The following is a 26,234-nucleotide window of genomic DNA, read 5'->3' on the forward strand; positions in this document are numbered from 1 at the left end:
CTACGATGCCCTCTCGTCTCGAAACGCGGGCGGTTCGGAACTGGACCTGCCCCAGCCGATCGAGACCGCCGTCAGCACGAGCCCTCGGGACACTCCGATGCGCCCCGACACACCGTCGTCGCGTCTCGGCAGGCGCCGGCCCTGGCCCGTCGACGGGGCGGCCAGGATGCGAGCCGCAAACGTTCGCCTCGATCCGTCGATCACGACCCGCGCGTCCCCGAAACCCAACCGCTCGCCCGTAAACGCGAACCATGCCTTGTAGATGCTCTCCTTCGCCGAGAACAGGACGGTGTCCCAGTGGATGCCCCGCCGGGCCGCCATCAGCTGCGCCACCAATGCCGACTCTTCGGGGCTCGCGATGAAGGACAGGACACCCTCGGGCAACGGCTCGTGTGGTTCGGCATCGATGCCCACGGCTCGCCATTGCGCCGCCGGCGCGACCGCAGCCGCCCGGTAGCCACGACAGTGCGTGAGACTGCCCACCACCCCGTGCGGCCAGTCGGGATGGCCGTGCTCTCCGCGCAACAGCGGGACGGGCGGGTGCCCGATGTCCGACAGGGCAGCGCGGGCGCAGGCCCGGGCGGTCGCGAACTCTCGAGCCCGCTCTTCACCGACGCGTCCGAGCTGGGCCCGTTCGGATTCCATGAGGACCAGCTCGGGGTCGGCGTCCTCAAAGGTCTCCCGCACTGCCACGCTCGGGGGAACCAGGGACTGCAGACGGCCGATCGGGGCTCGCGGGGAGCAAGGACGGAGACTGTCGGGCACGGTGGGTACTCGCTCAGCAGAACAACGGACGTTGGGCGCACTTGCGGATCTGCTGCACCTCGCTGACCATCTGCTCGAGCACGGTGAGCGCCTTGGCGAAGGACGTCTGGAGAGCCTCCGTTGTCTGCGCCATCGCATGTGCGTCAGCGGAGATCGACCCCATGTCGCCCGAGATCGCGGCCAGGTCGGCAGTCGCCGAGGAGATGTCGTTCAGTCGCCCGAGCAGCTTCGACATCTGCTCCTTGATGTGCACCAGCTCCTGCGAGTTCTCGCTCAGCCTGCCGAGATCGCCCGTGTTGGCGTTGAGCGTCTCCAACTGATCCTGGAGGCCGTCCAACGGCTCGGCGAGCTGCTTCTGGAGGCCGTCCAGCTCGTCCAGCAGAGCCCTCGCGCTTCCGCCGCCCTGCGTCGGCGGCAGAGCAGGAAGAACTTCCTCTGTCGAGCTCGGAGCGTCCTCGGAAGTGTTCTGCACGATGCGCCACATGAGCACGTTCATGCTGGCCAGCAGCAGACCGACCACCGCGATGGCCAGGACGAGAGGACGACGCTCTGTCGCACGGATCATTCGTCATTCCTCCGGTTCCACTGACAGAAGTACGGCATGGTACTTCGCTCGGTACTGGTCGAGTCCGTACTCACGAACCGTCTCCGAGTCGATGATCACCGGCAGCTTCTCGTCCACGGAGAGCCACGTGGTGGCCGTCTGCCAGCCCTGCAGGTCACCGGCGAAGGTCGACCGGAGCTCCACCCCGACCGTTCGGACCCTGCGCCCGCCGACCTTGATGGTGCGGCGCCCCACGACACTGGCCTGGTAGTCGCCCTGGGTCGTACCCGCGAAGGTTCCCGTCCACTCGAGCTCCTTCGGGTCCAGCGACCGGATCGCAGGGTTGGGCACGTAGGTCACGAGATCGCCTCCCGACTGGAGCTCGACGGCGACCAGGAACAGCTCCTCACCGCGCAAAGCGAACGTTGCAGTGTCGGCGATCTCACCGGTGAGCCTGTTCTGGACGCGGAAGCAGGAGACGCCTCCCACGGTCCGCGCGTCGGTCACGTACGCATCCATGGTCTTCGGCAGCTGACGCCGCTCGACCACCTTCCCGTCCCGCCGCGTCTCGATCACGCCCCTCGAGGCGAACGCGTAACGTCCCGGCGCAGGGGGATCCTCCGTCGTGGCCGCCCCCGCAGAGCGATCGCCCGCGAGCTGGGTGCACTCGTCCTCCGACGGCGTGTCAGGCGGATCCACCAGCACCGAGCGGCGCTCGCCGTCCTGACTTCCATCATCCCCGCAGCCCGACAGCGTCGCGCCGACGAGAACCGTGGTGAGCAGGAGGGTCACTCCCCTAGTCATTCGACAGTGCTTCGGCAACAGACATCCTCCTCAGTTGGTTGAGAGGCGCCAGGCTCGACACGACGACCATCAGCACCGTCAGCAGCCCGACCTTCCCGATCAGGTCAGCATGGACGGAGAAGTGAAGCGGATAGGACGTGCTCTCGACCAGAGCCCGGACTGCGAGCGCCGAGCCGGCGATGCCCGCCACGCACCCCAGCACCACACCCAGCACCGCGACCGACGCGACCTCGATGAGGACCGACATCCCGAGCTGAAGCCGGCTCAGACCGACGGCGAGGAGGATCGCGTGCGTCCGGCGTGACTGCGCGATGGTCAGCAGCATCACAGCGGCCACGGCCAGGACCGACGCAAGGCCCACTCCAGCCGCGATCTGTCGCAGGACCTCCGTGCCATCACTCGCCACTTCCGACGATCGCCGCTGCGCCTCGCTCGCCGTCTCCACCCGCAGTCCTGCACCACGGACGAGGGTCGCGACATCGTCCTTGACGGACTCGCGCGATGCCCCGGGATCGAGCTGGATCGCGACGATCGTCGCCGCCGTCGACGGCCACCAACGATCGTAGGTCCGCTGGTCGACCACGACCGTTCCCGGGGGCCATCCGTAGCTCGGGAGGAGCGTGACCAGCTCGAGCGTCCTTCGGCCAGCTGGTGTCGGCACCGTGAACTCGTCGCCCAGCCCGAGGTCGCGCTGCTTCGCCAAGGACGCCGTCATCAGAGCCTGGGGTGGTTGGTGCTCCTCCACGAAGGGATTGTGCTCGCCAGCGAAGACCCGGATGGCCGGCAACGGCGTGTCATCGACGCGGTGTGCCCCGATCGCCAGGACGAGTTGACCGTCCCAGTCCAGGAACCGGGTGGTCGTGGCGTCGGCCGAGGCGACGCCGGGGACAGCCGCCAGGCGATCACCCCACGCTCTATCGAACGGCTCCTGGAGGTAGACGTTCTGAGGCGTGTCGCGGGAAACCCACAGGTCGGCGTCGGCGAAGAGTGCTGAGGACAGGTCGTCGGTGGCCGTCTCGATACTGCGCGTGACGCCCTCCACGATGAGGAGCAGCCCGGTTGACAGGGTGCAGACGACGGCAATCGCCGCAGCTTGTGTCGGCCGTGCCGACAACTGACCGACCGCGACGCGAAACAACCTCCCGAGGAACGGCGCTCGTGCGGCGAGTCGAAGCAGAGCCGGCACCGCACCGATGGTCAGCGCCGCCGCCGCGCACATCGTCAGTGCAACCGCGGGGATTCCCCGCCCGACTCCGCTGCCCGCGGCAAGCGCCGTGACTCCGCTCAGGACCAGCCCGAGGACCAGCATGGTCCTGCCCGGCCAGCGGTCGGACCTCTGGGCGATTCCATCGGACCTCATGGCCTCGGCTGGGTCAACAGCGACGAGTCGCAGTGTCGGGTAGGTTGCGGCACCGAGGGAGGCGACCAGCCCACTGACGCCACCCACGACCGGAGCCCATGCCGGGAACCGCTGGGGTGGGAGGAGCGCGAAGGCAGCTGTCAGGAAGGCCGGCGGCTGAGGGGCGGTCCACGTGAACGTGGCGTACCCGACGGCCGTGCCCAGGATCGCGCCCAGCACGCCGAAGAAGAGGGCGTCGAACACCCCACCGAACACGATGACCGTGCGCGATGCGCCGATCGCCTTGATGACCGCGACCTCACGCCGTCGTTCGAGGGCTGAGAGCAGCATTGCGCTCGCCGCGAGCAGTGCGCCGACCCCCAGGCAGTTGGCACCGAGGAGCGAGGCCGCGGCGCGGCTGATCGCGCTCGCCTCGGAAAGCATGCCCGACTGCACATCGAGATCGTTGACGACGGCCTGGGATCCGACCGTCGCAGCGATCCGCTGCCGAAGCCCAGTGTCCGGCTCACCGCTCGTCACGATGAGCGCGCTGTCGATCCGCTGACCGGCACCTGCCAGGCGCTGTGCCAGCCCGAGGGGAGCAGCGACGAAGGAAGCGCCCGCGAACCTGCCGAGCTGGTCGTCGTCGACGACAGCGACCACGATGACGGCCACCGGATCGCGACCTGCCGCGATCCGCACCCGGTCACCGACCCCAACGTTCAGGTGCTCGGACACCCGCTCCGAGACGTAGAGGCCGAGATCGCGCTCGGTCGGACGGTTCGGCATCGTCTGGGAGAACGTGCCGCCCAGCTCGCTGAATGCCTGATCGATGCCGAGCAACGGGACGTCGTGAGACTCCCGCCCGGCGTAGAGGACGGCAGACCGCTCGATCATCGGTGCGACGACCTCCACGCCCCGCACACGACGCAGGTCGGTCACCACCTTCTGGTCCACACCAGACGGTGATTGCGCGTCGACCTGCAGCGTCGCGTCGCCGAACAGCTGCTTCGCGTACCCGTCGAACGGTGCCTGCAGGGTCGCGTTCACCGCCTGCACCACCACCATGAGGGTCACCCCGGCGCTGATGCCGACGATGGTCAGGGCAGACCGTAGCGGGTGTTTCCACAGCCGCCACCGGACCATGCGGACGATCGGCGCGACGACGCTGGTCCGACTCATGCCCGGCTCGGCGGATCCGCATCCTCATCGAGAACCGCCTCCTCCACCAACGTGCCGTCGTCGAGGCGCCACAGCCGATCCGCGTACCGCACGGTGCCCGCGTCGTGAGTCGCCATCAGGACCGCGACATCGTTCTTCTTCGCAAGGTCTCGCAACAGTGAGAGGACTTCGCGACTGTTCGCACCGTCCAGGTTGCCTGTGGGCTCGTCGGCGATGAGAACCGAGGGCCGCGGCGCCAGAGCGCGGGCCACAGCGATGCGCTGCATCTCCCCACCGGACATCTGCGACGGGAGGTGCAAGCGGCGGTGCCCCATCCCCACCATCTCGATGTACTCGTCCGCGCGCGCTCTCGCCTCTCGGCCGGGCATGCCGTCGAACCGCAAGGGCAGGGCGACGTTCTCGACTGCGTCGAGCCCGTCCACGAGATTGAAGAACTGGAACACGAAGCCGATCTCTCGTCGACGCATGCGGGTCATCTCCCGCACCGTCATCTGTGCGAGGGAGTCGCCGCGGAGTCGCACCTCGCCCGCCGACGGCCGATCCAGGCCCGCGGCGAGCTGCAGCAGCGTCGTCTTCCCCGACCCGCTCGGGCCCATCACCGCGACGAAGTCGCGCTCCCTCAGCGTCGCGGTGCAGGGACGGAGCGCGTGCACGGCGGTCTGGCCGCTGCCGTACACCCGGCTGACCTCGTCGATCTCCAGGACCCTCGCGCGGTCCTGACTCACGAGGTCTGCCCGACGGGCTCCCGAACCAGTTCGAGAGGGGTACGGGCCAGCGCGTCCAGGGCGCCTGAGGCAGCGGTGATCGACATCAGCTGGCGTCGAGCCTCCGCGACATAGCCCTCACACGCATCAATGCTCATCCGGATTCCCCCGACTTCCGTCACCTTGCGGACAAGCGCATCGAACTCGTTGGTCTCGCACGCCCGCTTCGCCATCGCCGTCACGTCCGGAGCCGCAGCCATCGCGAACACCAGGGGAGCTGGTTGCGGCCCGGCCGCGGTGATCGTCCCCGCACGGCGGCCGGTGGCATGGTCATCGACCAGGAGGGCTCGGATGTCGTTCGAGATGCGGTACGCCGTACCGATCGCGCTGCCGTAGGCCTCAGCGGCCGACGCCGACGCCGTGTCCGCTCCGGCCATCTCGGCGCCGAGCCGGGCCGCCACCGCACCCTGCATCCCGGCTCCCTGAGCCGTCGCCTCGAGGAACTGAGCCGGGGTGGGCGACTCGAGCTCACGCATCAGGCCCTCGCCCGCGTTGCAGGCGAGCCTCGCAAGTCTCTTCATCGTCTGTGCACCCAGGGTCCGGCAGCTCATCCAGAGCGCTTGGCTGACGTAGTAGTCCGAGACCAGGATCGGGAGCGCGTTGTTCAACTTGCCCTGATCCGTGTGCTGCGAGTCATCCCCGAGCTGGACCAGCGGCCGCTGGGCAATGCGGACCATCTCCAACGCCAGCGCCAGGCTGACCTCGCGTCGGCTCGGCTTTCCTCCGAAAGCCTGGAAGCTCGCAAGGAAGAGCGCAGCCTGGAAGGGCCCGGCCTCCGACCGGAGATTCTGGAACAGGATCTCGTGCACGAAGGGGAAGTCAGAAGTCAGGTCGGACGCCGCGAGGCTCTCCACGGCTCCCAGCGCGTCAGCCAGCTCTGTGTTCACGCTCGCGCAGGTCTGCCATACGGGCGTGCTCTGCAACGTCACACTGCGGCCGTCGACGATGAGGTCGAGCAGTCCTTTGAGAAAGGGCTCGCGGGCGAACGAAAGGAGGTCACCGTGCGCAGGACTCGAAGGGTTGTTCACCCGACGAGTCATGGAGCTGAGCAGCATGCGAGCAACCGGCGCAACATTCTGGTTGAGCCTGGGAAAGTTCGTTGCGTACTGCGTTCCGATGGAGATGGTGGCGTCGTGCGAACGAATCGCCCGATCGATCTCGTTGCCCAGGATCTCACCACCCCTGAGGGCGAAGTAGATGCCTTCGCCGTTGAACGGGTCCGTCATCCGCGCCGCGTCACCGACGCAGTAGATGTTCTCGTGCTGGCACGACCCGGCCCGGAAGTTGGTCCCGACCGGCGCTCCGATGACCTTGCTGACCGCGCGGATCTCGCCCCACGATGCTTCCTTGTTCCGCTGGAGACCAGCGACGAACTCATCGAGGAGCGTGCGAAGAGAGGGAACCGCCGGGAGACCTTCACCCCGGCCGAACCCGATTCCGATGTTCGCGGTCCGCGGTCCGACGGGAAAGATCCACGCGTAGCCGACCATCGGCCGAGAGTCGAAGACGACCGGGATGTGCAGGTCGAAGTACGGGTCGAGCTCACCCTCGGTCTCGAAGTACTGGCGAGCGGCGTACGACTCGATCGTCGCTGAGCCACCCGCCAGCCCGAGAGAGTTGCCGAGGCGCGACACAGCGCCCGTCGCCAGCACGAAGTGCTGGGCGCGGACGAGGCCCATGGTGCCGCTCGCGTCCCGCACCTTGAGCAGGTGGGCCCGCCCTCGGCTGTCGTAGAGGAACTCGTCGGCACGCGCCTTCATCAGCACGGCTCCTGAGTCGATCGCCTCACGGATCAGGGCCTCGTCAAGGGCGTACCTCGTCAGGCAACGTCCGATGGAGTCGCTGGGGTACCTCTTCAGCTTCTCGACTCGCTGATCGATGACGAGGCGGCTGCCATCGATGGGGTGCGCCGATTCCACCAGCTGGCGCAAGCCGAACCGTTCGAGGAAGGCAACGGCGTCACGCGGCAGACCGTCGCCACACGGCTTGTCCCGCGGGAAGTCGTCCTTGTCCAGCACCACGACGTCGCGCCCCAGCCGAGCCAGGGTGGCCGCTGTCGTGGCGCCGGCCGGACCACCCCCGATGACGGCTATCTCTGCCTGGTGGAGGATCTCCAGCGTGGCGCTCACCTGGCCTCCTGGCGCATTGCGGGGACGGAACGGTGCAGGAGATCATGAAAGACCCGAGCCTCATCGACAGTGGCCAGTGCCTCCTCGGCCGCACGGAAGTGCTCGCCGCACTCGGCCTCAGCCATCGCGACTCCACTCGTCGACTTCACCAGTTGAGTGACCGAGCGGATGTTCGCCTCGGTGACCCCGGCCAGCAGCTGACCGCGCAGCTCGTCGGACTCGGCGATCGCGTAGATGACCGGCAGCGTGTAGACCCCCTGCAGGAGGTCCTTGCCCGTCGGCTTCTTCATCACCGCGGAGACCGACAGCAGGTCGAGCAGGTCGTCGTTGATCTGGAATGCCATTCCGAGCGCGCGGCCATAGGCCTCCATCGCCGAGACGACCTCGTCTGAGCAGCCGCCGAGCAACGCACCCAGGTGCGCCGAGAGTGCGAACAGCTCCGCGGTCTTCCCGTCGATCGACCGCAGGTAGCGCTCTCGCGTGCGGTCCACGTTGTGGAGGTCCTTGATCTCGAGGATCTCGCCGTCGACGATGTGCTTTGCCGCCTCGGCGAAGCGCTCCGTGGCCCTGTCCCCGCACTCAGCGATCAGCTCCAGCGCTCGGGCGAAGAGCCAGGCGCCGGTGATACCCGCTGCCACGTTGCCAGCCCGGGCCCCGACGGTGGGCGATCCACGACGGACCTGGCAGTCGTCGATGACGTCGTCATGAGCAAGCGTGGCGAGGTGGACGACCTCCACCACGGTGGCGGCCAGCTCTGCCTTCTCCTCATCGACCCCCGCGCCGAGCCGGGCGGCCTCGAGCAGGAGGGTCGCCCTGACCTGCTTGCCCTTCGTACTCAGGAGATGGCGGCAATTCTCGTCCAGCGTCGGCTGTTCAGGACGACCGACGATCTCCCGAACGCGGCTCGTTGCAAGCATTCACGGCCCCTTCTCCGGATGCCGAGAAAAGCCCATCGGCAAGCGCGCCCCATGCACGGTGAGCAGTGTCTAGCAGAGGAAATGGGCGGATCGCTACGGCACCGTGCGAGATTTTTCGTCCCTTCGCCAACCAGCCGGTGCTCTAATGGGCCCGCCGCGACGCCACCACCGCCGAAGGACGGGTGAGACCTCGAGTGACCGCCTCCCCGTCCGACCCGACCCGGCTCAGTGCGCTCGATGCGGCGTACTTGGCGGTCGGGCGTCGCCGCCAGCAGGTCAACTCACCGACCTTCGTCATCGAGGTCGCTGGGTCGGCGCCGGAGCAGGACACGCTCCTCGACCACGTCTCGCAGTGCGTGGCCCGGATGCCACGTCTGCGCCAGCGGGTTCGCCGATCGGGGCTCGGCCTGCGCCGTCCGCTGTGGGTCGAGGATGTCTCCTTCGTTCTGGAGCAGCATGTCGGCGTGAAGCACGTCCAGAACGAGGACGAGCTGCGCATGGTCGTCGACCAGTGCCTGTCCGAACCCATCGACCTGGACAAGCCCCCCTGGGACCTGAGGCTCGTCACGGGTCACTCGACGAGCGGCTTCGTCCTCCTCCTGCGGGTGCACCATGCCGTCGGCGACGGCGACGCCCTGGTCAACCAGGTCCTGGCCGAGTTCTTCAAGTCGAGGGACGACCCCCCGATCCTCTTGGCACCGGGCCACCGGATCAGCCGACGACGGGACGCAGTGCTGGGCCTGGCGGAGCTGCTCGCCGACACCACTCGCCGTCCCGCCCCTCGCGTGGCTGAGCTCAACGGGCCCCTCGGAACCGACCGGCACCTCCACTGGAGCACGTCATCGGTCCGGGACTACGCCGTCGCAGCCGAGCGTCATGGTGGCTCCATCAACGACATCTTCCTCACTGCACTGGGGGGAGCGCTGCGCGACTGGCTCGGCGCACGGCAGCTACCCCTGCCGGCAGACCTGGCGGTCGGGGTTCCCGTCAACCTCCGGTCACATCGTGAGGCAGGTGCGCTCGGCAACCGCCTCGCCGGCTTCCGGCTGCACCTCCCCCTCGGGCCGAGCGACCCGACGAGACGTCACGTGCTCGTACTCGGCCGCATGCAGGCCCTGAAGTCCGGGCGGCAACTCGAAGGGGCGATGCTCGAAGCCGAACTGTCCCGACTCGTCCCCACCCCCTTCCTCGGGACGAGCATGCGCCTGCGCTTCTCGCGCAGGGTCGTCAACCTGATGGCGTCCAACATCGCCGGTCCGTCGCGACCCGCGACCTTCATCGGGCGGCGAGTGGTGAGCATCGTGCCGGGCCCGCCGCTGCCGCCGCGCCACCGGCTCATCGCCCAGATGAGCACCTACGCAAACACCGTGAGCGTCGCCGTCGTGGCCGATTCATCGGTCGGCGACGCGGACGCCATCGTCGCGAGCATCGGTGAACACGTCTCACGCCTGGTTGGCGACCAGTAGATGCCGCCGGGTCTGATCGCCGTCGGCTCGGCGAACACCCGCAGCAGTTCGTCGATCGCCGCCGCGTCCCCGTCGACCACGATCCGCCCGTCGAGCACTGCCTCCACCGCGCTCGCGCGGCCCGCCCCGACGACGGCGACGGTCGCCGCGTCCAGCGTGATCGTCGCGTCGGGGGCGCCGTCGCCCTCGCCGACCAGTACCGACGCCCGGCCGTCACGGAGCTGGAGGTACGCCGCGCGCCCCGCGATCACGAACCGGTACGTCGCCGCGATCCCCTCGAGCGCAGCGGGATCGACGAGGTGGGTGAAGGCCAGCAGCGCCCAGTGCGGCCTCGACTACAACCCCGCCAGGCCGTCGGCGTCGCCCGCTTCCTCGCCACCCACCACCGCAAGCGGGTCCACGACGGCAACACGCTCGACACGATCGCCCAGCGGTACGGCGTCCGCAGTGGACCGCTGGCGCCGGCTGCGCCGCTGAGCGCGTAAATTCCACGGGTGCTCGACTCGCGTCTCCTCCGCCCGTTCGTCCTCTGTGCGCTCGTCCTCCTGGCCGGCCACCTCCTCGGACTGGTGGCCCGCGAGGCCTACGACGTCAACCCGCGCATCGGCATCGTGCGGCAGTTCGACCTCAACGCGGAGGGCAACCTCGCAGCCTGGTTCTCGTCCTTCCTCCTGCTGCTGTCCGCCGGCCTGTGCCTGCTGGTCGCACGGATCCGGGCGCTGCGGGACGAGCCGCTCGCGGGGCGCTGGGCCGCCTTCGCAGCGTTCTTCCTGCTGATGGCGATCGACGAGACGTCCCAGCTGCACGACCTCGCCACCCGCCCGGTCCGCAACGCGCTCGGCCTCGACTTCGGCATCTTGTACTTCGCCTGGCTGCTGCCGGCCCTGCTGGTCGTGGCGGCGGCGGCGTACTGGTTCCGGCCGCTCGTCGCAGCGATGTCCGACGCGGTCCGCCCGCGCCTCGTCATCGCCGCGATCGTCTACCTCACCGGCGCCGTCGGCTTCGAGATGCTCGGCGGCGAGGTCGTCGCGGACGGCCACTACACGCTGCGCTACCTGCTGACGATGACGTGCGAGGAGTCCCTCGAGATCGCCGGTGGCCTGCTGTTCCTGGCGGCGCTGCTCGCCCAGGTGCGGGAGCTGCGCCCGGAGCTCGTCGTCCGCTGGACCGGTCCCCTGCCCGAGGTCGTCGAGCTCCACGAGCGCCAGCCGCGCACCTCTGAACGTTAGAACCAGCTCTCCCGCATCTCCAGCGAGGTCAGGTCGCCGGAGGCCAGCAGGTCGAGCATCGGCGTGATCTTCGGGAGCTCGGTGGCGAAGAAGTATGCCGCGGCCTGCCGCTTGCCGTCGTAGAAGTCGCCCTCGTTGCCCTCGGCGACCAGCGCCTGCTCGAGCCACAGCCAGGCGACGACGAGGTGGCCGGCCGCCTCGAGGTAGGCCGTCGCGTTGGCGAGGATCGTCTCCGGCTCCCCGAGCCCGGCGAGCCCGAAGGTCACCTCGCCGAAGCGGTCGAGCTGCGCCTTGAGCTGGTCACCCCAGGCCGAGCACCGTCCGCCGACCCCGTGGGCACGGGCGATGGCCGCCTCGATCCGCGCTGCCAGGGCCATCAGCCCGGCGCCGCCGTCGAGGAGCACCTTGCGACCGAGCAGGTCCATCGCCTGGATGCCGTGCGTGCCCTCGTGGATCGGGTTCAGCCGCTGGTCGCGCCAGTGCTGCTCGACGTCGTGGTCGCGGGTGTAGCCGGCACCGCCGAGCACCTGGATCGCGAGCGAGGTGCTCTCCTGGCCCCACTGCGACGGCCACGACTTCACGATCGGGGTGAGGACGCCGAGCACCTTCGCGGCCTCCGCCCGCTCCTCCTCAGTGGGCGCGGAGCGCTCCTCGTCGAGCTGGCGCGCGCAGTAGAGCGTCAGCGCGAGCGCGCCCTCGACGTACGCCTTCTGGGCCAGCAGCATCCGTCGTACGTCGGTGTGCTCGATGATCGCGACCTGCGGCGCGGCCTGGTCGGTCGTCGCGACATCGCGGCCCTGCGGGCGCTCGCGGGCGTACTCGAGCGACTTGAGGTAGGCGGCGTAGGCCGTGCCGGTGGCAGCCGTCCCGACCGCGAGCCGGGCGGCATTCATCATGTGGAACATGTACTTCAGCCCCTTGTGGGGCTCCCCGACGAGGTGGCCGATCGCACCCGCCTGCCCACCGGGCATGAAGGCGCCGTCACCGAAGACCGGCGCGGTGTTCACGGTGCCGCGCGAGCCGAGCTTGTGGTTGATGCCGGCGATCGCGACGTCGTTGTGCTCGCCGAGCGACCCGTCGGCCTCGACCACGAACTTGGGGACGACGAAGAGCGAGATCCCCTTCGTGCCGGCCGGGGCCTCGGGCAGCCGCGCCAGCACCAGGTGGACGATGTTGTCGGCGAGCTCGTGGTCGCCACCGGAGATCCACATCTTCGACCCGAAGATCCGGTAGCTGCCGTCGTCCTGCGGGACCGCGCGGGTGGTGATGTCACCCAGCGAGCTGCCGGCGTGCGCCTCCGACATCGCCATCGTCCCGAACCAGCGGCCCTCCAGCATCGGCGGCACGTAGCGCTCGCGGATCTCGGCCGACGCGTGCTCCTGCAGCAGGCCGGCGTTGGCCTGGGTGAGGAACGCGTAGCAGATCGTCCCGATGTTGGCCGCCGTGAACCAGGTCGCCGCGGCGGTGCCGACGGTCGAGGGCAGTTGCAGGCCGCCGGCCTCGGCATCGGCACCGAGCGCGAAGCCGTCCATCTCGGCGAAGCGGCGCAGTGCCTCCCCGACCTCGGGGATCACGGTGACGGTCGTGCCGTCGAAGGACGGCTCGTTCTCGTCGCTCTTGCGGAAGTGAGGCGCGAAGTGGTCGGTCGCCAGCTGCTCGCACAGCTCGAGCAGCGCGTCGTAGGTCTCGCGGGAGTGCTCCGCGAAACGCTCCCGCAGCGACAGCTCGCTGACGTCGAGCCACTCGTGCAGCAGGAAGGAGACGTTGCGGGCGGACAGCAGGTTCGAGCTCACGGCCCGGAATATTACAGCAGCGTAGTAATCAACTCAGCGCCGTCGCCGGGCCAGCGCCGGGCGCAGCACGAGGAGGACGACGAGCGCCCCGCCTCCGCCGAGACCCCACCAGACGGCGTCGTGGCGAGTGTCGGCGAGCAGGTCGGCCCGCTGAGGCGGTACGTCGCCGCGCGGCACCTGCGCGGCCCGCTGGCCCCCGGGGGCGAGGCTCTCGAGGGGACGCTGCAACGCCTCGACGGGCTGGACGACGCCGTAGCCGGTGAGCGGGCTGGCCTCGCCGTTGCCGCTGGCCGTGCCCTCGAGCCGCGCGCGGAGCTCGGCCGCGGAGTCGTCGCGGTGGATCGACCACACCAGGGCCGCGACACCCGCGACCTGCGCGGCCGCCCAGGCCGTCGACGGCTCGGTGACCCGGCACCATCCGCCCTGCGCTCCGATCGACACCGCTCCGACGCCCGGCGCCGCGAGGTCGACCTCGGAGTTGCGCAGGGCCAGCGAGGACAGCGGCGGCGCGAGGCCGACCGCGAGGACGGCGTCGTCGACCGCGGCGGGCCACACGTCGGCCGCCGCGTCCTGGCCGGGCCTGGCGTCGCCGACGTAGTCGTCGAGGAGGCCGTCGGCCTGCTGGGGGCGGTCGCCGGACGGCGCGATGACCAGGGCGCCCCGGCGCGCCAGCCGCTCGAGCGCCGACCGCAGGCTGTCGCCGGGTCCGACCACCGCCGGCACCAGGACGACGGTACGACGGCCCACCGAGATGCCAGCGAGGGCGCTCGCGAGCGCGCCGGGCTCCGGCTCGGCCTCTCCGTCGGCGGCGCTGCCCCGCTCGGCGTCGTAGAAGCGGACGGGGCGGACGTCGGCAGCCGGCGCGATGCCGACCGCGACGTCGCCCTTGCCCTGCTCGGGCCCACCGACGATGCCGGCCGCCGTGAGCCCGTGGCTGCTGACCAGGTCGGGGCGGGGCGCGACCGCGACGCCGCCCGGCACCTGGGTGTCGACCACCACGACCGTGACGCCCTCACCCGGACGGCGGCCCGCCTTGCGCACCAGCGCCGTCGCGGCGGGGACCTGCAGCGCGTCGTTGGCGGCGTTGGCGCCGGTCACCGTGCGCTGCGGGGTGTCCACGTCGGTCGAGCCGCACACGGGGTCCTCCGCGGCGCGCGCGGGTGCTCCCGGGAGCACCAGCAGCGGGAGCGCCGCACCCATCAGCGCGGCGCCCGTCGTACGGTGACCGCGGATCACGCGCATGACGGCCCGGTGGGCGCCTCGGCGGCCGAGCTCGTGGGCCGCGGCGGGCACAGCGCGTCGAGCTGCGACAGGTCGGGGCCGGGCCGGAACAGCTGCAGCCACGACTCGGGGACGACGACGGCGGGGACCCCGCCGTAGCCGAGGTTCTCGACCTCGAGGTCGCCGGCGATGGAGTAGCTGCGGCCGGCGTCGTCGACGAGGTGGACGGTGCCCCCCGAGGAGGTGTTCCAGTCGGCCGAGTGGACGACGGCGCCGTAGCCGGGCTCGACACGGACGTCGGCGTCGGCGGGCGCGATGTCGCCGAGCATGGTCGGCCCCGACGGGAAGGTCGCCAGCGTGACGCCCGGCTCCTCGCCCTCCGCGGTGTCCAGGACGCCGCACACCGTCGCCGTGCTCGGCGTGGATCCGCCGCTGACGGGCGCCTGGGGCCAGGCTGCGTCGTCGTAGGTGCTGCCGACGTTGTCGAACGGAGCGCTCTCGGAGTTCTCCTCGATCAGTCGCGGGTAGCCCTTGCCGAGCCGGGTGTTGCGCAGCACGGCGAACGCGAACTCGTCGAGCAGCACGAAGCCGTCGCGGCTGACGGCGTAGACCTGGCCGCTGCGCTCGTAGTAGTCGCCGACGCGCGCGGTGGAGTAGCCGGCCAGGTTCGCGGCCTCGCCCCAGCCGTCGAGGCCCAGGCCGTCCTGGTCGAGGGTGCCGCCGACCGGGAACAGCGCGAGCCAGGCGTCGGGGACGACGATCTCGTCGGCCGCCTCGAGGTGCAGGTCGGAGTAGAGCGCGTCGGCGTCCTCGGGGGCGCGGTAGCGGTAGGCGCGGTTGCGGTGGCCGGGCGCCGTCGCCTGGGCGATGACGTAGCGGACCCCGCTCTTCTGCGCGCGGACGACGAAGGCGGAGTCCGGCGCCGGCTCGACCGCCGCGCTCGGGGTGACCTCGGTCTGCACGCCCTTGCCGGCGGCGGTGCACGACACCCAGCCGCTGTTGAGCAGCCGGTCGGGACCGGGCACGGTGGGCGGCGCGTCGAGGATGCCGATCGACGGGCCCTTGTCGGCGGACGCGAGGTCGTCGTCGGGGATGCTCTTGGTCTGGACCTTGCTGCCGAGGATCAACCGGGCCGAGGTCACGTTGATCACCGGCCGCAGCTTGGCCTGGCCCTGCGACTGCTCGTCGGTGAGGACGACGTAGAGGGCGCCGTGGTTGTCGGTCACCAGGTTGCCCGGGCTGTTCCAGTCCTCGGGCGCCCGGCCCGAGAGCGCGCCGGCGATGGCGGCGCCGGCGATCAGCAGCACCGCGAGCGCGACACCGCCGACGATCATCCGGCCCGGGCGGGCGGGCTCCACCTCGCGGCCCCCGGGCGCACCGGAGACGAACGCGGTGACCAGGCGGCGGCGGCTGAACGAGTAGGCCTCGACGAGGTCCTTCTTGGTGGCCATCTAGGTCGTGCCTCCCGTTCCTAGGTGGATGCCCGGGTCGTCCGGTGCGTGTGATGGCAAGGCGCCGGCGCGCGGGCATGCTGGGCGCACGTCGAGCGTCGGCAACGCCGCCAGCGCGCGTGCTGGACGGCCTGGGCGCCGCCAAGGAACGGGAGTCACGACCTGGGGGTCCTCAGCCGATGGCCTCACGGACGGACGTGAACAGTCCGACCGCGACGACGAGCAGCGGCAGCAGGGCGATCAGGGCGGTCGACTCGAGCACGTCGCCGAGGCGGCCGCGGCGGACGGACGGGACCGACGGGGTCAGCGTCGCCGCGAGCAGCACGGCACCGGCCACCGCGAGCAGCACGGCGAGCGTCGGGCGCCAGTCGTCGTGGACCGCGAGCACGGCGACCGCCGTCGTGGCCAGGCCGGCGATGCCGGCGGTCAGGCCGGTGAGGACCTCGCTGCCGGTGCGGTACTGGCGGGTCCGCAGCATCACGATCAGGCAGGCGTCGACGGCCAGCAGCGTGCCGGTGACGCCGAGGCTGACGGCCAGCGGCACGATCAGGACGAGCAGCAGGCCGACCGTGCCGGAGATCGCGAGCAGGATCTCGTGGGCGATCCGCGCGTCGGCCGCGACCCGGTCACGCTCGATGTCGTCGGGGTCGGCGACGATGTCGGCCGGCGTGTAGAGCTGGTCGATCCGCGTCGACGTCGCACCGAGCGCCAGCCACGGGAAGACGCTGCCGGCCAGCACGATCAGGGCGAGCACCGTGGTCAGCAGCTCGGCCGGCGCGAAGCCGTCGCCGTCCGCGGAGTCGAGGTAGAGCCCGGCCGCCGCGGCGAGCGCGCCGACCACGACCGGCGGGAAGACGAGGGTGCGCCCGGGGCCCAGCCCGATCACGCACACGATGCCCGCGACGAGCGCTCCGGCACCGGCGAGGGCCAGCGGCTGGCCGAGCGGCACGCCGCCGTCGGGCGCGAACATCACGCCCGCGACCGCGGCGTACCCGGCGCCGAGCCAGGCGACGCCGACCGCCGCCTCGGGCTCGCGCTGGGCGCGGGAGAGCACGATGGCGCCGGCGCAGAGGGCCAGCGCGACGACCCCGGTGGCAGCCGCGGCGAGGTCGGAGCCGCGCTGCACGAGGAGCGCGGCGGCGCCGAGCACGAGGAAGAGGCCCGCGGCGAGCAGCGCCGTACGACGACCGGAGGCCGCCTGCCAGGGCTGGAGGTCGTGCTCGACCACGTCGGCCATCGCCTCGACGACGTCGTCGTAGACCCGCGGCGGGGGGTCGTCGACGCCGGCCGTCACGGTGAGCAGGCCGCCGTCCTCGACACCCTGGAGGGTGAGCCCGGTGTCGGGCACCAGCCGGCGGCCGTCGGCGGTGCCGACGCGGTAGCCGCCGTGGACCGTGGCCGGGTCGAGCAGGCCGACGCTGCGGGCGAGCTCGGGCAGGAGCTCGGCGACGGGGACCGCGCCGGGGAGCACGAGGTCGACCCGGCGGGTTCCGGAGGTGACCGTCACCCGGACCAGGCCGGAGGCGACCGTCACGGGCGCCCGGCCCGAATGCGCCGCTTGCGTCATCTGCTCACACCTTCCCGAGAGACCAGGGGGGCCATCGTGGCACGACCGCCGGGGGCGGTCGTCGTCCGGATCCGCCCAGGGGCGGACATGACGGGAGGGCCGACGCTGGGCGTCGGCCCTCCCGCAGTTCGGCGATCGACCTCAGAAGTCGAAACGGCCAGCACCACGCTTGTCGGCGGCGCGGTACTCGTCGTTGGACTGGTAGACCGTCTGGTGGCTCTGGTCGAGCAGGTCCTTCAGCTCGTTGATGGCGAAGTCCCAGGCCGCCTTCGAAGTGCGGTAGGCGTCCTGCTGGTCACCGGACCACGTGGAGACCTTCGGCTGGATGTCGTTCTCCAGGCTGGTCAGGGTCTCCTCCATCTTCTTGACGGTGGAGTACATGCTCTGGGCAGCGGCTTCGAGCTCGCTGTGGTTGACGCGAAGTCCGTCGAGGCTCATCTTGTTGTCTCCTGTTCCTGGGGCCGGATCAGATCTGGCCGAGCTTGTTGAAGAGGTTGTTCATGCCGGCGCCGGCCTGCTGGTCGACGGCGACGTTGTCCTTCTCGGTCTCGGTCAGCGCCGCGTGGAACTTGTCCAGGGCGGTGGAGACGACCTTGTGCTTCTCGGTCCAGGCCTGGTGCAGGATCGCGAAGGCACGGCCACCGTCGCCGTCCCACTTGCCCCGCATGTTCCCGATCTGGCCATCGAGGGTGTCGGAGTGCTTCTTGAACTCCTCCTTGGCCTGGATGACGCGCTCGGCAATCTGCTTGAGCGCGCCCTCTGCGTGGCCGAACTCAACATTCGACATGTTTGCTCCTTGATCAGTTGGGCGCTCGCGCCCGTCGGATGGCTTCCCTGGATCTGGCTCCCGAGTGCTGCCAAAGAGCCGATGCGTGGCTTGCTACCCGTGTCTCCGCACGGGCTAAACATCAGCTCGTCAGTTCCCACAGGTGACGGAAGAAGCCGACGGCCACCACGAGGGCCCCGATGGCGAAGGAACCGCACACCGCTTCGGCCACCTCGGCCCGTCGCGACCACCACGCCGAACGCCAGCCGCGGCCGACCAGGACCGCCACGAGGACCAGCACGGCCGCCGTACCGATGGCGAGGGAGGCGATGATCCCGGACCGCCCGGAGTCGGCGTCGCCACCGGGCCCCAGGCCCAGCAGGACCAGCGCGACGAGACCCAGTGCGACCACTCCCGCGAGGCGCAGCAGGCGGCGCGCGGCGGCGTGGCGGTAGCTGCGGGCGGCGAGGAGGAGCGAGGCGCCGCCGAAGCCGACGAGGCAGCGGGCACCGGTGCGGTCGAGCGGGAGGTCGGCGGTCCAGAGCAGCAGCGGAGCAGCGACCAGGACGACGACGAGGATCGCGACCGCGGCCGCACGCACCGTGCGGGCGCCGCGGGCGGCGACGACGTTGACGGCCTGCTCGGGGACGACGATGCGACCACGCCGACCGCTCGGACGCTCCCGTGCGGACCAGGCGGTGACGGCCAGTCGCTCGAGGTCGAGCAGGAACTGGTCGGGGACGTCGACGGCGACCTCGGGCACGAACCGGGCACCGAGCACGGCCAGCAGGAAGAGCACGGCCCACACGGTCTGCGGCGAGGCGCCCGTGAGGGCGGCGACCCCGGCGATCGCGAACCACGCCGCACCGACGAACAACCAGGTGCGCAGGGCCTGCTCGGCCGAGCCGTCCGGGTCGGCCAGGGCGCGGCCGACCGCCGCGGCGACGGCCGCAGCGAGGGCTGCGGCGCCGAACACCATCGGCAGCCGCTCCGGCAGCGGGTCCCACACGACCGCGAAGACGGCGGCGCCGGCGAAGGCGGGCGCGGCCACCACCCGCTGCGGGGCGAGGGCGCCGAACGGCAGGCAGCCCACGAACGCGGCGACGAGCAGGACGGCGACCGCCGGCCACCGCTCGTCCTCGGCCAGCCGGGTGGCGGACCAGCCGGCGACGACGGCGACGCCCACCGCGACGGCGAGCCAGGTGGCGGACACCGCGTCGGCCACCGGCCCTGCCGCGTCGCCGGCCATCGACCGGCGTCGCGGCAGGGACTGCCGGGCCGTCGGGTCGATAGCGACGAGGACCGAGCCCGGGACCAGCCCGGCCGCCCCCACCTCGGTCGTCATCGGCAACGCCTCACCCGTGCGGCTGACGAACGGCAGCGGCGCGGGAAGGGCCGTCTCGGCGGCGTACACCCGGGCCACGTCGAGCAGGGTCGCCGCCGTCGGCACGGTGAGGTCGAGGACGCCGCGGGGACCGTGCACCGTCACCGCGGTGACCGCACCGGCCGCGGGCGACCGGGACGTCGGACCGGACATCGGGCCTCCCGAGATTGATGTGTCGCCCCTGAGGGTAGTGCTCAGGGTCGTGCGCCCTCCCCTACCCGCCTGCGGCCCCGCCTATCATCATCCGCGTCGGATGATCGGGCGTCGACAGGGGACGGCAACGTGACGGTGACTCAGGGCAGTGCGCCCGGACGGCGCATGGCCGCGCCCGGAAGCCTGACCCACCGGGGTGGCCGGGGCGACCGACCCGAGATGCCGAGCGGCAAGGTCCAGATCCAGCCGCCGCCGCAGATCCAGCCCAACGAGGGTGCCGCCGGCGTCGCGATGAACGCGATCCCGATGCTCGGCAGCCTCGGCTCGATCGTGCTGGTCGCCAGCCTCGGCGGCTCGGGCAGCAACGGGCCGCTGCGCCTGATCGCGGCGGGCATGTTCCTGTTCGCGACCCTCGGCTTCATCGTCGTGCAGATCGACCGGCAGCGGAAGCAGCGCCAGGAGCAGGTGTCCGGCTCGCGCACCGAGTACCTCCGCTACCTCTCCAGCGTCCGCGGCGTGGCCCGCGAGGCCGCCGACCAGCAGCGCCGCGCGCTGACCTGGACCCACCCCGACCCGTCGGCGCTGCCGGCGCTCGCCGAGGACCGGTCGCGGATCTGGGAGCGGGCGACGTCCGACCCCGCCTTCCTCCAGGTCCGGTACGGCGTGTGCGCGCAGCCGCTGGCCCTCGAGCTCGTGCCGCCGGAGGGCGCCCCCATCGACGACGTCGACCCGGCGTCGGCGTCCGCGCTGCACCGCCTGCTCGTCGTCCACCGCCTGCAGCCCGACCTGCCGGCATCGATCGACCTGCGGGCGTTCGACCGGATCGAGGTGTGCGGCGGCGAGGACGAGGCCCGCGCGATGGCCCGCGCGCTGCTCTGCTCGGCCACCACCTTCCAGTCGCCCGAGAACCTGCAGGTCGCGGTGCTCGCGAGCGACGCGACGCTGGCCCACTGGGACTGGGTGAAGTGGCTCCCGCACGCCCACAGCCAGCACCAGACCGATGCGGTCGGACCGGCCCGGATGGTCACCACGTCGCTGACCGACCTCGCCCAGATGCTGCCGCCGGACCTGAGCGAGCGGCCGCGCTTCGGCGCCGACGAGCGCCCCGCGATCCCGCACATCGTGCTGATCACCGACGGCGCCGAGCTGCCGCCGGGCAACCACGTGATCCCGCCCGACGGGCTGCACGGCGTCACCGTGATCGACCTGCCCGCCCGCTGGGGCGAGCTCGACAGCGCGACGGCGCTGCGCCTGGAGCTGGACGACAGGACCGCCGAGGGGCCGGTGCCGCTCGTCGCCGTACGACTGCGGACCGAGCCGGTGCGCGCCAAGGGCGACCAGTGCAGCATCGCCACGGCCGAGGCGCTCGCGCGCCGGCTGACCCCGCTGTTCACGCCGGCAGCCGGTGCCGCCGTGGGCGACGAGGCCACCGACATCACCGCGCCGACCGACTTCATGGACCTGATCGGCATGGGCGACGTCTTCACGTTCGAGCCCGACTCGGCCTGGCGCTCCCGGCCCGCGCGCGACCGGCTGCGGGTGCCGATCGGCGTCGGCGACAACGCCGGCCCGATCCACCTCGACATCAAGGAATCGGCCCAGCAGGGCATGGGCCCGCACGGCCTGGTGATCGGCGCGACCGGTTCCGGCAAGTCCGAGTTCCTGCGCACGCTCGTGCTCGGCCTCGCGATGACCCACTCCCCCGAGCAGCTCAACATGGTGCTCGTCGACTTCAAGGGTGGTGCGACCTTCGCGGGCATGTCGGAGATGCCGCACGTGTCCGCGGTGATCACCAACCTGTCGCAGGAGCTCACCCTCGTCGACCGCATGCAGGACGCCCTGTCGGGCGAGATGGTGCGTCGCCAGGAGCTGTTGCGCGAGGCCGGCAACTTCGCCTCGATCCGCGACTACGAGAAGGCCCGGACGTCGGGCGATCCCGCCGGCGCGCAGCTGGCGCCGCTGCCCTCGCTCTTCATCGTCGTCGACGAGTTCTCCGAGATGCTCACCGCGAAGCCGGAGTTCATCGACCTCTTCGTCGCGATCGGCCGGCTCGGCCGGTCGCTGGGCCTGCACCTGCTGCTCGCCTCGCAGCGACTGGAGGAGGGCCGGCTCCGCGGCCTCGAGTCGCACCTGTCGTACCGGATCGGCCTGCGGACGTTCAGCGCGCAGGAGTCGCGCGCCGTGCTCGGCGTACCGGACGCCTACGAGCTGCCCGCCGTTCCCGGACTGGGCTACCTCAAGCCGGACCCGACCCAGCTGACCCGGTTCAAGGCGGCCTACGTCTCGGGTCCGCCCGAGACGGGCCGACGACGCGTCGACCGCGACAGCGGCGGCAAGGTCCGCGGCATCCTGCCCTTCACGATCTCGGAGGTGCAGACCTTCGACGAGCCGGTGGCCGAGGAGCAGGAGACCGCGAAGCCGGCGAACGACGAGTCGGCCTCCCTGCTCGACATCGCCGTCCAGCGGATGGAGGGCCACGGCCTGCCGGCCCACCAGGTCTGGCTGCCGCCGCTCGACACCCCCGACACCCTCGACCAGCTGATGCCCGACCTCGCCGTGCACCCGGAGCTCGGCCTCGTCTCGATGCAGTGGCGCCAGGCCGGCAGCCTGACCGTCCCGATCGGGACCGTCGACCGCCCGCGCGAGCAGCGTCGCGACACCCTGACGGTGAGCCTCAGCGGCGCGGCCGGCCACGTCGCGATCGTCGGCGGTCCGCGCAGCGGCAAGTCCACGCTCCTGCGCTCGATCGTCACCAGCCTGTCGCTGACCACGACGCCGCTGGAGTCGCAGTTCTACGTCCTCGACTTCGGTGGCGGCACCTTCGCCCCGATGACCGCCCTGCCGCACGTCGCCGGCGTCGGCAGCCGCTCCGAGCCGGAGGTGGTGCGCCGGATCCTCGCCGAGGTCAAGGGCATCGTCGACCGCCGCGAGGCCTACTTCCGCCAGCACGGCATCGACTCGATCGAGACCTACCGGAGCCGGCGGGGGCAGGGCCGCGCCGACGACGGGTACGGCGACGTCTTCCTCGTCATCGACGGCTGGGGCACGCTGCGGGCCGACTTCGACGACCTCGAGCTGGAGATCCAGCAGCTCGCCGGACGCGGCCTGACCTTCGGCCTGCACGTCGTCACGTCCTCGGCCCGTTGGGCGGACTTCCGGGCCGCGATGCGCGACCTGCTCGGCACCAAGCTCGAGCTGCGCCTCGGCGACGCGATCGACTCCGAGATCGACCGCAAGATCGCCGCACTCGTCCCGACCAACCGGCCCGGCCGCGGCCTGGTGCCCGGCAAGCTGCACTTCCTCGGCGGCCTGCCGCGCATCGACGGCAAGGCGTCGGCGGAGACGCTCGGCGACGGCGTCGACGCGCTGATCTCCGCAGTGGCCAAGGCCTGGCGCGGCCCCGCCGGCCCGAAGCTGCGCCTGCTGCCCAACCGGATCTCGCTCGACGAGGTCCGCGCACTCGCCCCGGCCGGTCCGGGACGCCCGCTGCTGCTGGCGATCAACGAGAAGGAGCTCGCTCCGGTCGCGTTCGACGTCGACGCCGAGCCGCACCTGCTGCTCTTCGGCGACGGCAAGTCCGGCAAGTCCAACTTCCTGCGCACCTACTGCCAGGAGATCATGCGGACCCGGACGTCGGCCGAGGCCCAGATCGTCGTCGTCGACTACCGGCGCTCGATGCTCGGCGAGGTCCCGGAGGAGTACCTCCTCAACTACCTCACCTCCGCGACCCAGGCCCAGCCGGCGCTGAGCGACCTGGCGACCTACCTCCAGAACCGCCTGCCCGGCCCCGATGTCACGCCCGACCAGCTGCGCAACCGCTCCTGGTGGACGGGCGCCGAGGTGTTCGTGGTCGTCGACGACTACGACCTGGTCGCGACCCAGCAGAGCTCACCGATCGCGCTGCTCCAGCCGCTGCTCGCCCAGGCCCGCGACGTCGGCCTGCACGTCGTGATCGCCCGTCGTTCGGGCGGTGCCTCGCGGGCGCTCTACGAGCCGGTGATCCAGTCGCTGCGCGACCTCGCGATGCCCGGCATCCTGCTCGCCGGCAACCGCGACGAGGGCGTGCTGATCGGCAACCTCCGGCCCGGACCGGCCGCGCCCGGCCGGGGTCGGCTGGTCTCGCGCGACCGGGGGGCGGAGGTCATCCAGCTGGCGTGGACGGACCCGTCGATCTAGGTGAGGCGACCAGCGTCGCCAGCACCGTCGTCACCGGTACGGCGAGCACCAGCCCGATCGAGGTGACCATCGTCCGCACGACCTCCTCGGCGAGCTGCTCGGTCGAGAGCAGCTGGAGGATCGGGCGGTCGTAGACCTTCAGCAGCATCAGCAGGAGCAGCGCGGTGCCGACGTAGGCGAAGACGATCGTGTAGATCGTGGACGCGATGTGGTCGCGGCCGATCCGCATGGCGCTGGCGAAGACGGTCGCGCGGCTGGCGTCGGGGGTCGCGGCACGCAGCTCCCACACGGCCGAGGCCTGGGTGATGGTGACGTCGTTGAGGACGCCGAGGCCGGCGATGACCAGGGCGCAGCCGAGCAGGGCCGGGAAGTCGAGCGTGCCGAAGGTGGCGAGGATCTGGCCGCCCTCGTCGCTGATGCCGGTCAGCCGCGCGTCGCCGATGGCGATGACCCCGATGCCGGCGGTCAGCACGATCCCGACGATGGTGCCGGCGAGCGCAGTGCTGGTGCGCAGCGAGAGGCCGTGGGTCGTGTAGAGGACCACGAACATGATCGCGGACGCGCTGGTCAGGGCCACGCCGACGCCCGGCGCTCCGTCGAGCAGCGCCGGCAGCATCCACCACCACACGACGGCTCCGCCGAAGGCGAGCCCGACGAGCGCGAACAGCCCACGCCACCGGGCGATCGCGAGCACCACGACCACGAACGACAGGCCGAGCCAGACCAGGGTGCCGTTGCGCTCGGTCGCGAAGTAGGCGTACGACGGCTCCTGGATCACCGCGTCGGCCTCGGGCGGCCGGCGGAGCAGCTCGACCTTGTCGCCCTTCACGATCCCGGAGTCGAGCACGTCCGGCGTCACCTGGACCACCACCGGCTCGCCCTCCCCCGCGACGCGAACCGCCAGCGAGCCGCACCCGTCGGTCCCTGGCGCCTCGTCGCCGGCGCAGTGGCGACCGACCTCGACCACCTCGCCGGTCGGGAAGGTCACGCCCGGTGCGGCGAACTGGGCGGCCTCGCCGCCGTTCTCCGCCGCCTTCTCGACGGTGTCGGACGGCGGCCACCACACGCCGATCCCGACCAGGGTGGCCAGCAGCACGACGCCGAGCCCGGCCAGCAGGACGGTGCGTGCCGTCCTGCCGACCCGGATCTCGTCGTCGATGCCGGTCGTCGCGCGGTGGGAGTGTCCGTGGCCGTGACCCATGGGGCTCACCCTCTCAGGGGACCTGCTCCCCTCCGGTCAGCGCTCCTCACGGAAGGCGACGTGGCGTCGTACGACGGGGTCGTACTTGCTGAGCACCATCCGGTCGGGGTCGTTGCGCCGGTTCTTGCGGGTGACGTAGGTGAACCCGGTGCCGGCGGTGGACCGCAGCTTCACGATCGGCCGGACGTCGCTGGACTTGCTGGCCATGGCGGCTCTCCCTTCGTGCATACTGAGAACGATTCTCATTCCTATCATGCGTGGAGGTAACTCGATGACGTCCCCGATCCATTCCGTGCGGCCGGTCCCGGTCGTGGTCCTGTCCGGCGCCGACCCCGACGCGATGGCGACGACGCTCGTCGGGCTGCAGTTCGACCTGCCGGAGGCGGTCGCCGTCCGCCACCACATCGACGTCGAGCGCGGCGTGCTGACCCGCACGGTGAGCGACATGGGCGGCGAGGTCGAGCGGCACGAGGTCCTGCTCGAGCACGCCTGCGTGACGTGCGCCCTGCGGGAGGACGTCGTACCGACCCTCGAGCGGCTGGCGCGCGACGGCCGCTGGCGCACGATCGTCGCGCACCTGCCGGTCGGCGCCGAGGCCGCGCAGCTGTGCACCGCCCTGTCCCGCGACATCCGACTGGCCCGCGTGCTGCGCGTCTCGTCCGTGGTCGCGGCCGTCAGCGCCCGGCAGCCGGTGCGCGACCTGCTCGGCGACGACCTGCTGGCCGAGCGCGGCCACCACAGCGCACTGGACGACCGGCGGGGCGTCGGCGAGGTGCTGGCCGCGATCATCGAGCACGCCGACCTGGTGACCTTCGACGACGTACCCGACCCGGTGGCCCACGGCCTGGTCGGCGCGCTCGCCCGCCCCAGCGTCCCGGTGGCGACCGGCGGGCACGGCCTCCCCGGCAGCGACCTGACCGGCCGCCTGCATGCCGCCGCGCACACCGCGGCGTGGACCAGCCCGGCCCGCTCGGTGGCCCTGCCGCCCGTCCGGGCGGAGGGCGTCTGGCGGCTGGACCTGCAGTCCCTGCGGCCGTTCGACCCCGCACGCCTGCTGTCCTCGATCGAGCAGCTGGGAGCAGGGGCACACCGCTCGCGCGGCTGTTTCTGGCTCCCGACCCGGCCCGGCCGGGTGCTGGAGTGGGACGGCGCCGGCGGCCAGCTCAGCATCGGCGACCGCGGCCCGTGGGGCGAGCGCACGCCGTTCACCCGGATCGTGCTCACCGGCGTCGGTGCCGCACCCGCGCACCTGCGGCCGGCGTTCGACGGCCTGCTCGCGGCCGGGCCCGAGCGCGTCGTGCGACGAGTGGCGGAGGACGGCTTCGAGCCGTGGCTCGGGGAGATCCGGTCGGCAGCCTGACCGGACCCGCGACCTAGGATGCC

Annotated in this window: 22 protein-coding genes; 5 read left to right on the top strand and 17 right to left on the bottom strand. The window is 71.4% G+C overall.

The features are described 5' to 3' along the window. The 7 genes from ASE20_RS15735 to ASE20_RS15765 all read right to left on the bottom strand — a co-directional run bounded on the left by ASE20_RS15735 (position 1) and on the right by ASE20_RS15765 (position 8,444). Positions 1-693 carry a 4'-phosphopantetheinyl transferase family protein gene (locus ASE20_RS15735; protein WP_162261005.1) on the bottom strand — a complete coding sequence of 231 codons (693 nt, stop codon included), beginning with the start codon at positions 691-693 and terminating at the stop codon, positions 1-3. An 85-nt stretch (positions 694-778) separates the two neighbouring features. Further along, positions 779-1,330, bottom strand: a complete 552-nt coding sequence (locus tag ASE20_RS25030) for a hypothetical protein (RefSeq protein WP_056895500.1) — start codon at positions 1,328-1,330, stop codon at positions 779-781. A 3-nt stretch (positions 1,331-1,333) separates the two neighbouring features. Further along, positions 1,334-2,101 (bottom strand): hypothetical protein, encoded by a 768-nt coding sequence (locus tag ASE20_RS15745; protein WP_056895501.1) that lies wholly within the window; start codon positions 2,099-2,101, stop codon positions 1,334-1,336. A gap of 4 nt (positions 2,102-2,105) precedes the next feature. Continuing rightward, complete coding sequence (locus tag ASE20_RS15750) at positions 2,106-4,634, bottom strand: FtsX-like permease family protein (protein ID WP_056895502.1); 2,529 nt, start codon at positions 4,632-4,634, stop codon at positions 2,106-2,108. Then, entirely contained in the window at positions 4,631-5,359 is a 729-nt protein-coding gene (locus ASE20_RS15755) for an ABC transporter ATP-binding protein (protein ID WP_200952826.1), read from the bottom strand. The genes ASE20_RS15750 and ASE20_RS15755 overlap by 4 nt, the downstream gene beginning before the upstream one ends. Then, on the bottom strand, positions 5,356-7,527 hold the full coding sequence (locus tag ASE20_RS15760; RefSeq protein ID WP_056895503.1) for a geranylgeranyl reductase family protein: 2,172 nt from the start codon (positions 7,525-7,527) through the stop codon (positions 5,356-5,358). The genes ASE20_RS15755 and ASE20_RS15760 overlap by 4 nt, the downstream gene beginning before the upstream one ends. Further along, positions 7,524-8,444: a polyprenyl synthetase family protein gene (locus tag ASE20_RS15765; RefSeq protein ID WP_056895504.1), complete on the bottom strand. Its 921-nt coding sequence runs from the start codon at positions 8,442-8,444 to the stop codon at positions 7,524-7,526. The genes ASE20_RS15760 and ASE20_RS15765 overlap by 4 nt, the downstream gene beginning before the upstream one ends. A gap of 194 nt (positions 8,445-8,638) precedes the next feature. Between ASE20_RS15765 and ASE20_RS15770 the strand changes: the two genes are divergently transcribed. Beyond that, the gene (locus ASE20_RS15770) at positions 8,639-9,910 is read left to right on the top strand and encodes a wax ester/triacylglycerol synthase domain-containing protein (protein ID WP_056895505.1); all 1,272 of its coding nucleotides are present in this window, start codon (positions 8,639-8,641) and stop codon (positions 9,908-9,910) included. Here the strand turns inward: ASE20_RS15770 and ASE20_RS24395 are convergent. Then, positions 9,799-10,227 carry an SCP2 sterol-binding domain-containing protein gene (locus tag ASE20_RS24395; RefSeq protein ID WP_082612475.1) on the bottom strand — a complete coding sequence of 143 codons (429 nt, stop codon included), beginning with the start codon at positions 10,225-10,227 and terminating at the stop codon, positions 9,799-9,801. The two genes, ASE20_RS15770 and ASE20_RS24395, sit on opposite strands and share 112 nt — an antisense overlap. Here ASE20_RS24395 and ASE20_RS24785 point away from each other — a divergent pair. Further along, the gene (locus ASE20_RS24785) at positions 10,210-10,395 is read left to right on the top strand and encodes a hypothetical protein (RefSeq protein ID WP_157538476.1); all 186 of its coding nucleotides are present in this window, start codon (positions 10,210-10,212) and stop codon (positions 10,393-10,395) included. The genes ASE20_RS24395 and ASE20_RS24785 overlap by 18 nt on opposite strands. A gap of 9 nt (positions 10,396-10,404) precedes the next feature. After that, positions 10,405-11,139 (top strand): hypothetical protein, encoded by a 735-nt coding sequence (locus ASE20_RS15775; RefSeq protein WP_056895506.1) that lies wholly within the window; start codon positions 10,405-10,407, stop codon positions 11,137-11,139. Here ASE20_RS15775 and ASE20_RS15780 read toward each other — a convergent pair. From ASE20_RS15780 to ASE20_RS15810, 7 genes are all read right to left on the bottom strand, one after another. Beyond that, entirely contained in the window at positions 11,136-12,932 is a 1,797-nt protein-coding gene (locus ASE20_RS15780; RefSeq protein ID WP_056895507.1) for an acyl-CoA dehydrogenase, read from the bottom strand. The two genes, ASE20_RS15775 and ASE20_RS15780, sit on opposite strands and share 4 nt — an antisense overlap. A 33-nt stretch (positions 12,933-12,965) precedes the next feature. Next, complete coding sequence (locus ASE20_RS15785) at positions 12,966-14,174, bottom strand: S8 family serine peptidase (RefSeq protein WP_157538477.1); 1,209 nt, start codon at positions 14,172-14,174, stop codon at positions 12,966-12,968. Further along, complete coding sequence (gene eccB / locus ASE20_RS15790) at positions 14,165-15,604, bottom strand: type VII secretion protein EccB (protein ID WP_056895509.1); 1,440 nt, start codon at positions 15,602-15,604, stop codon at positions 14,165-14,167. Before eccB ends, ASE20_RS15785 begins: the two co-directional genes overlap by 10 nt. Before the next feature lie 172 nt (positions 15,605-15,776). Next, the gene (gene eccD / locus ASE20_RS15795; protein WP_056895510.1) at positions 15,777-17,171 is read right to left on the bottom strand and encodes a type VII secretion integral membrane protein EccD; all 1,395 of its coding nucleotides are present in this window, start codon (positions 17,169-17,171) and stop codon (positions 15,777-15,779) included. Between the two features lie 141 nt (positions 17,172-17,312). Further along, positions 17,313-17,609 (bottom strand): WXG100 family type VII secretion target, encoded by a 297-nt coding sequence (locus ASE20_RS15800; protein ID WP_056895511.1) that lies wholly within the window; start codon positions 17,607-17,609, stop codon positions 17,313-17,315. Between the two features lie 28 nt (positions 17,610-17,637). Continuing rightward, positions 17,638-17,958 (bottom strand): WXG100 family type VII secretion target, encoded by a 321-nt coding sequence (locus ASE20_RS15805; RefSeq protein WP_056895512.1) that lies wholly within the window; start codon positions 17,956-17,958, stop codon positions 17,638-17,640. 121 nt (positions 17,959-18,079) lie between these two features. Next, complete coding sequence (locus tag ASE20_RS15810; RefSeq protein ID WP_056895513.1) at positions 18,080-19,474, bottom strand: hypothetical protein; 1,395 nt, start codon at positions 19,472-19,474, stop codon at positions 18,080-18,082. Between the two features lie 165 nt (positions 19,475-19,639). On the opposite strand from ASE20_RS15810, the gene eccCa reads away from it, so the two are divergent. After that, on the top strand, positions 19,640-23,650 hold the full coding sequence (eccCa, locus tag ASE20_RS15815) for a type VII secretion protein EccCa (RefSeq protein ID WP_056895514.1): 4,011 nt from the start codon (positions 19,640-19,642) through the stop codon (positions 23,648-23,650). On the opposite strand, the gene ASE20_RS15820 is transcribed toward eccCa, so the two are convergent. Beyond that, on the bottom strand, positions 23,616-24,851 hold the full coding sequence (locus ASE20_RS15820; protein WP_082612476.1) for a YibE/F family protein: 1,236 nt from the start codon (positions 24,849-24,851) through the stop codon (positions 23,616-23,618). The two genes, eccCa and ASE20_RS15820, sit on opposite strands and share 35 nt — an antisense overlap. 36 nt (positions 24,852-24,887) lie before the next feature. Beyond that, positions 24,888-25,058, bottom strand: coding sequence for a 50S ribosomal protein L33 (gene rpmG / locus ASE20_RS15825; RefSeq protein WP_056895516.1), 171 nt, complete (start codon positions 25,056-25,058; stop codon positions 24,888-24,890). Positions 25,059-25,122: 64 nt separating this feature from the next. Between rpmG and ASE20_RS15830 the strand changes: the two genes are divergently transcribed. Then, positions 25,123-26,211 (top strand): GTP-binding protein, encoded by a 1,089-nt coding sequence (locus tag ASE20_RS15830; protein WP_056895517.1) that lies wholly within the window; start codon positions 25,123-25,125, stop codon positions 26,209-26,211. Positions 26,212-26,234 lie beyond the last annotated feature (23 nt).

Origin of the sequence: Nocardioides sp. Root240 (assembly GCF_001428825.1) — a bacterium.
Taxonomy (GTDB): domain Bacteria; phylum Actinomycetota; class Actinomycetes; order Propionibacteriales; family Nocardioidaceae; genus Nocardioides.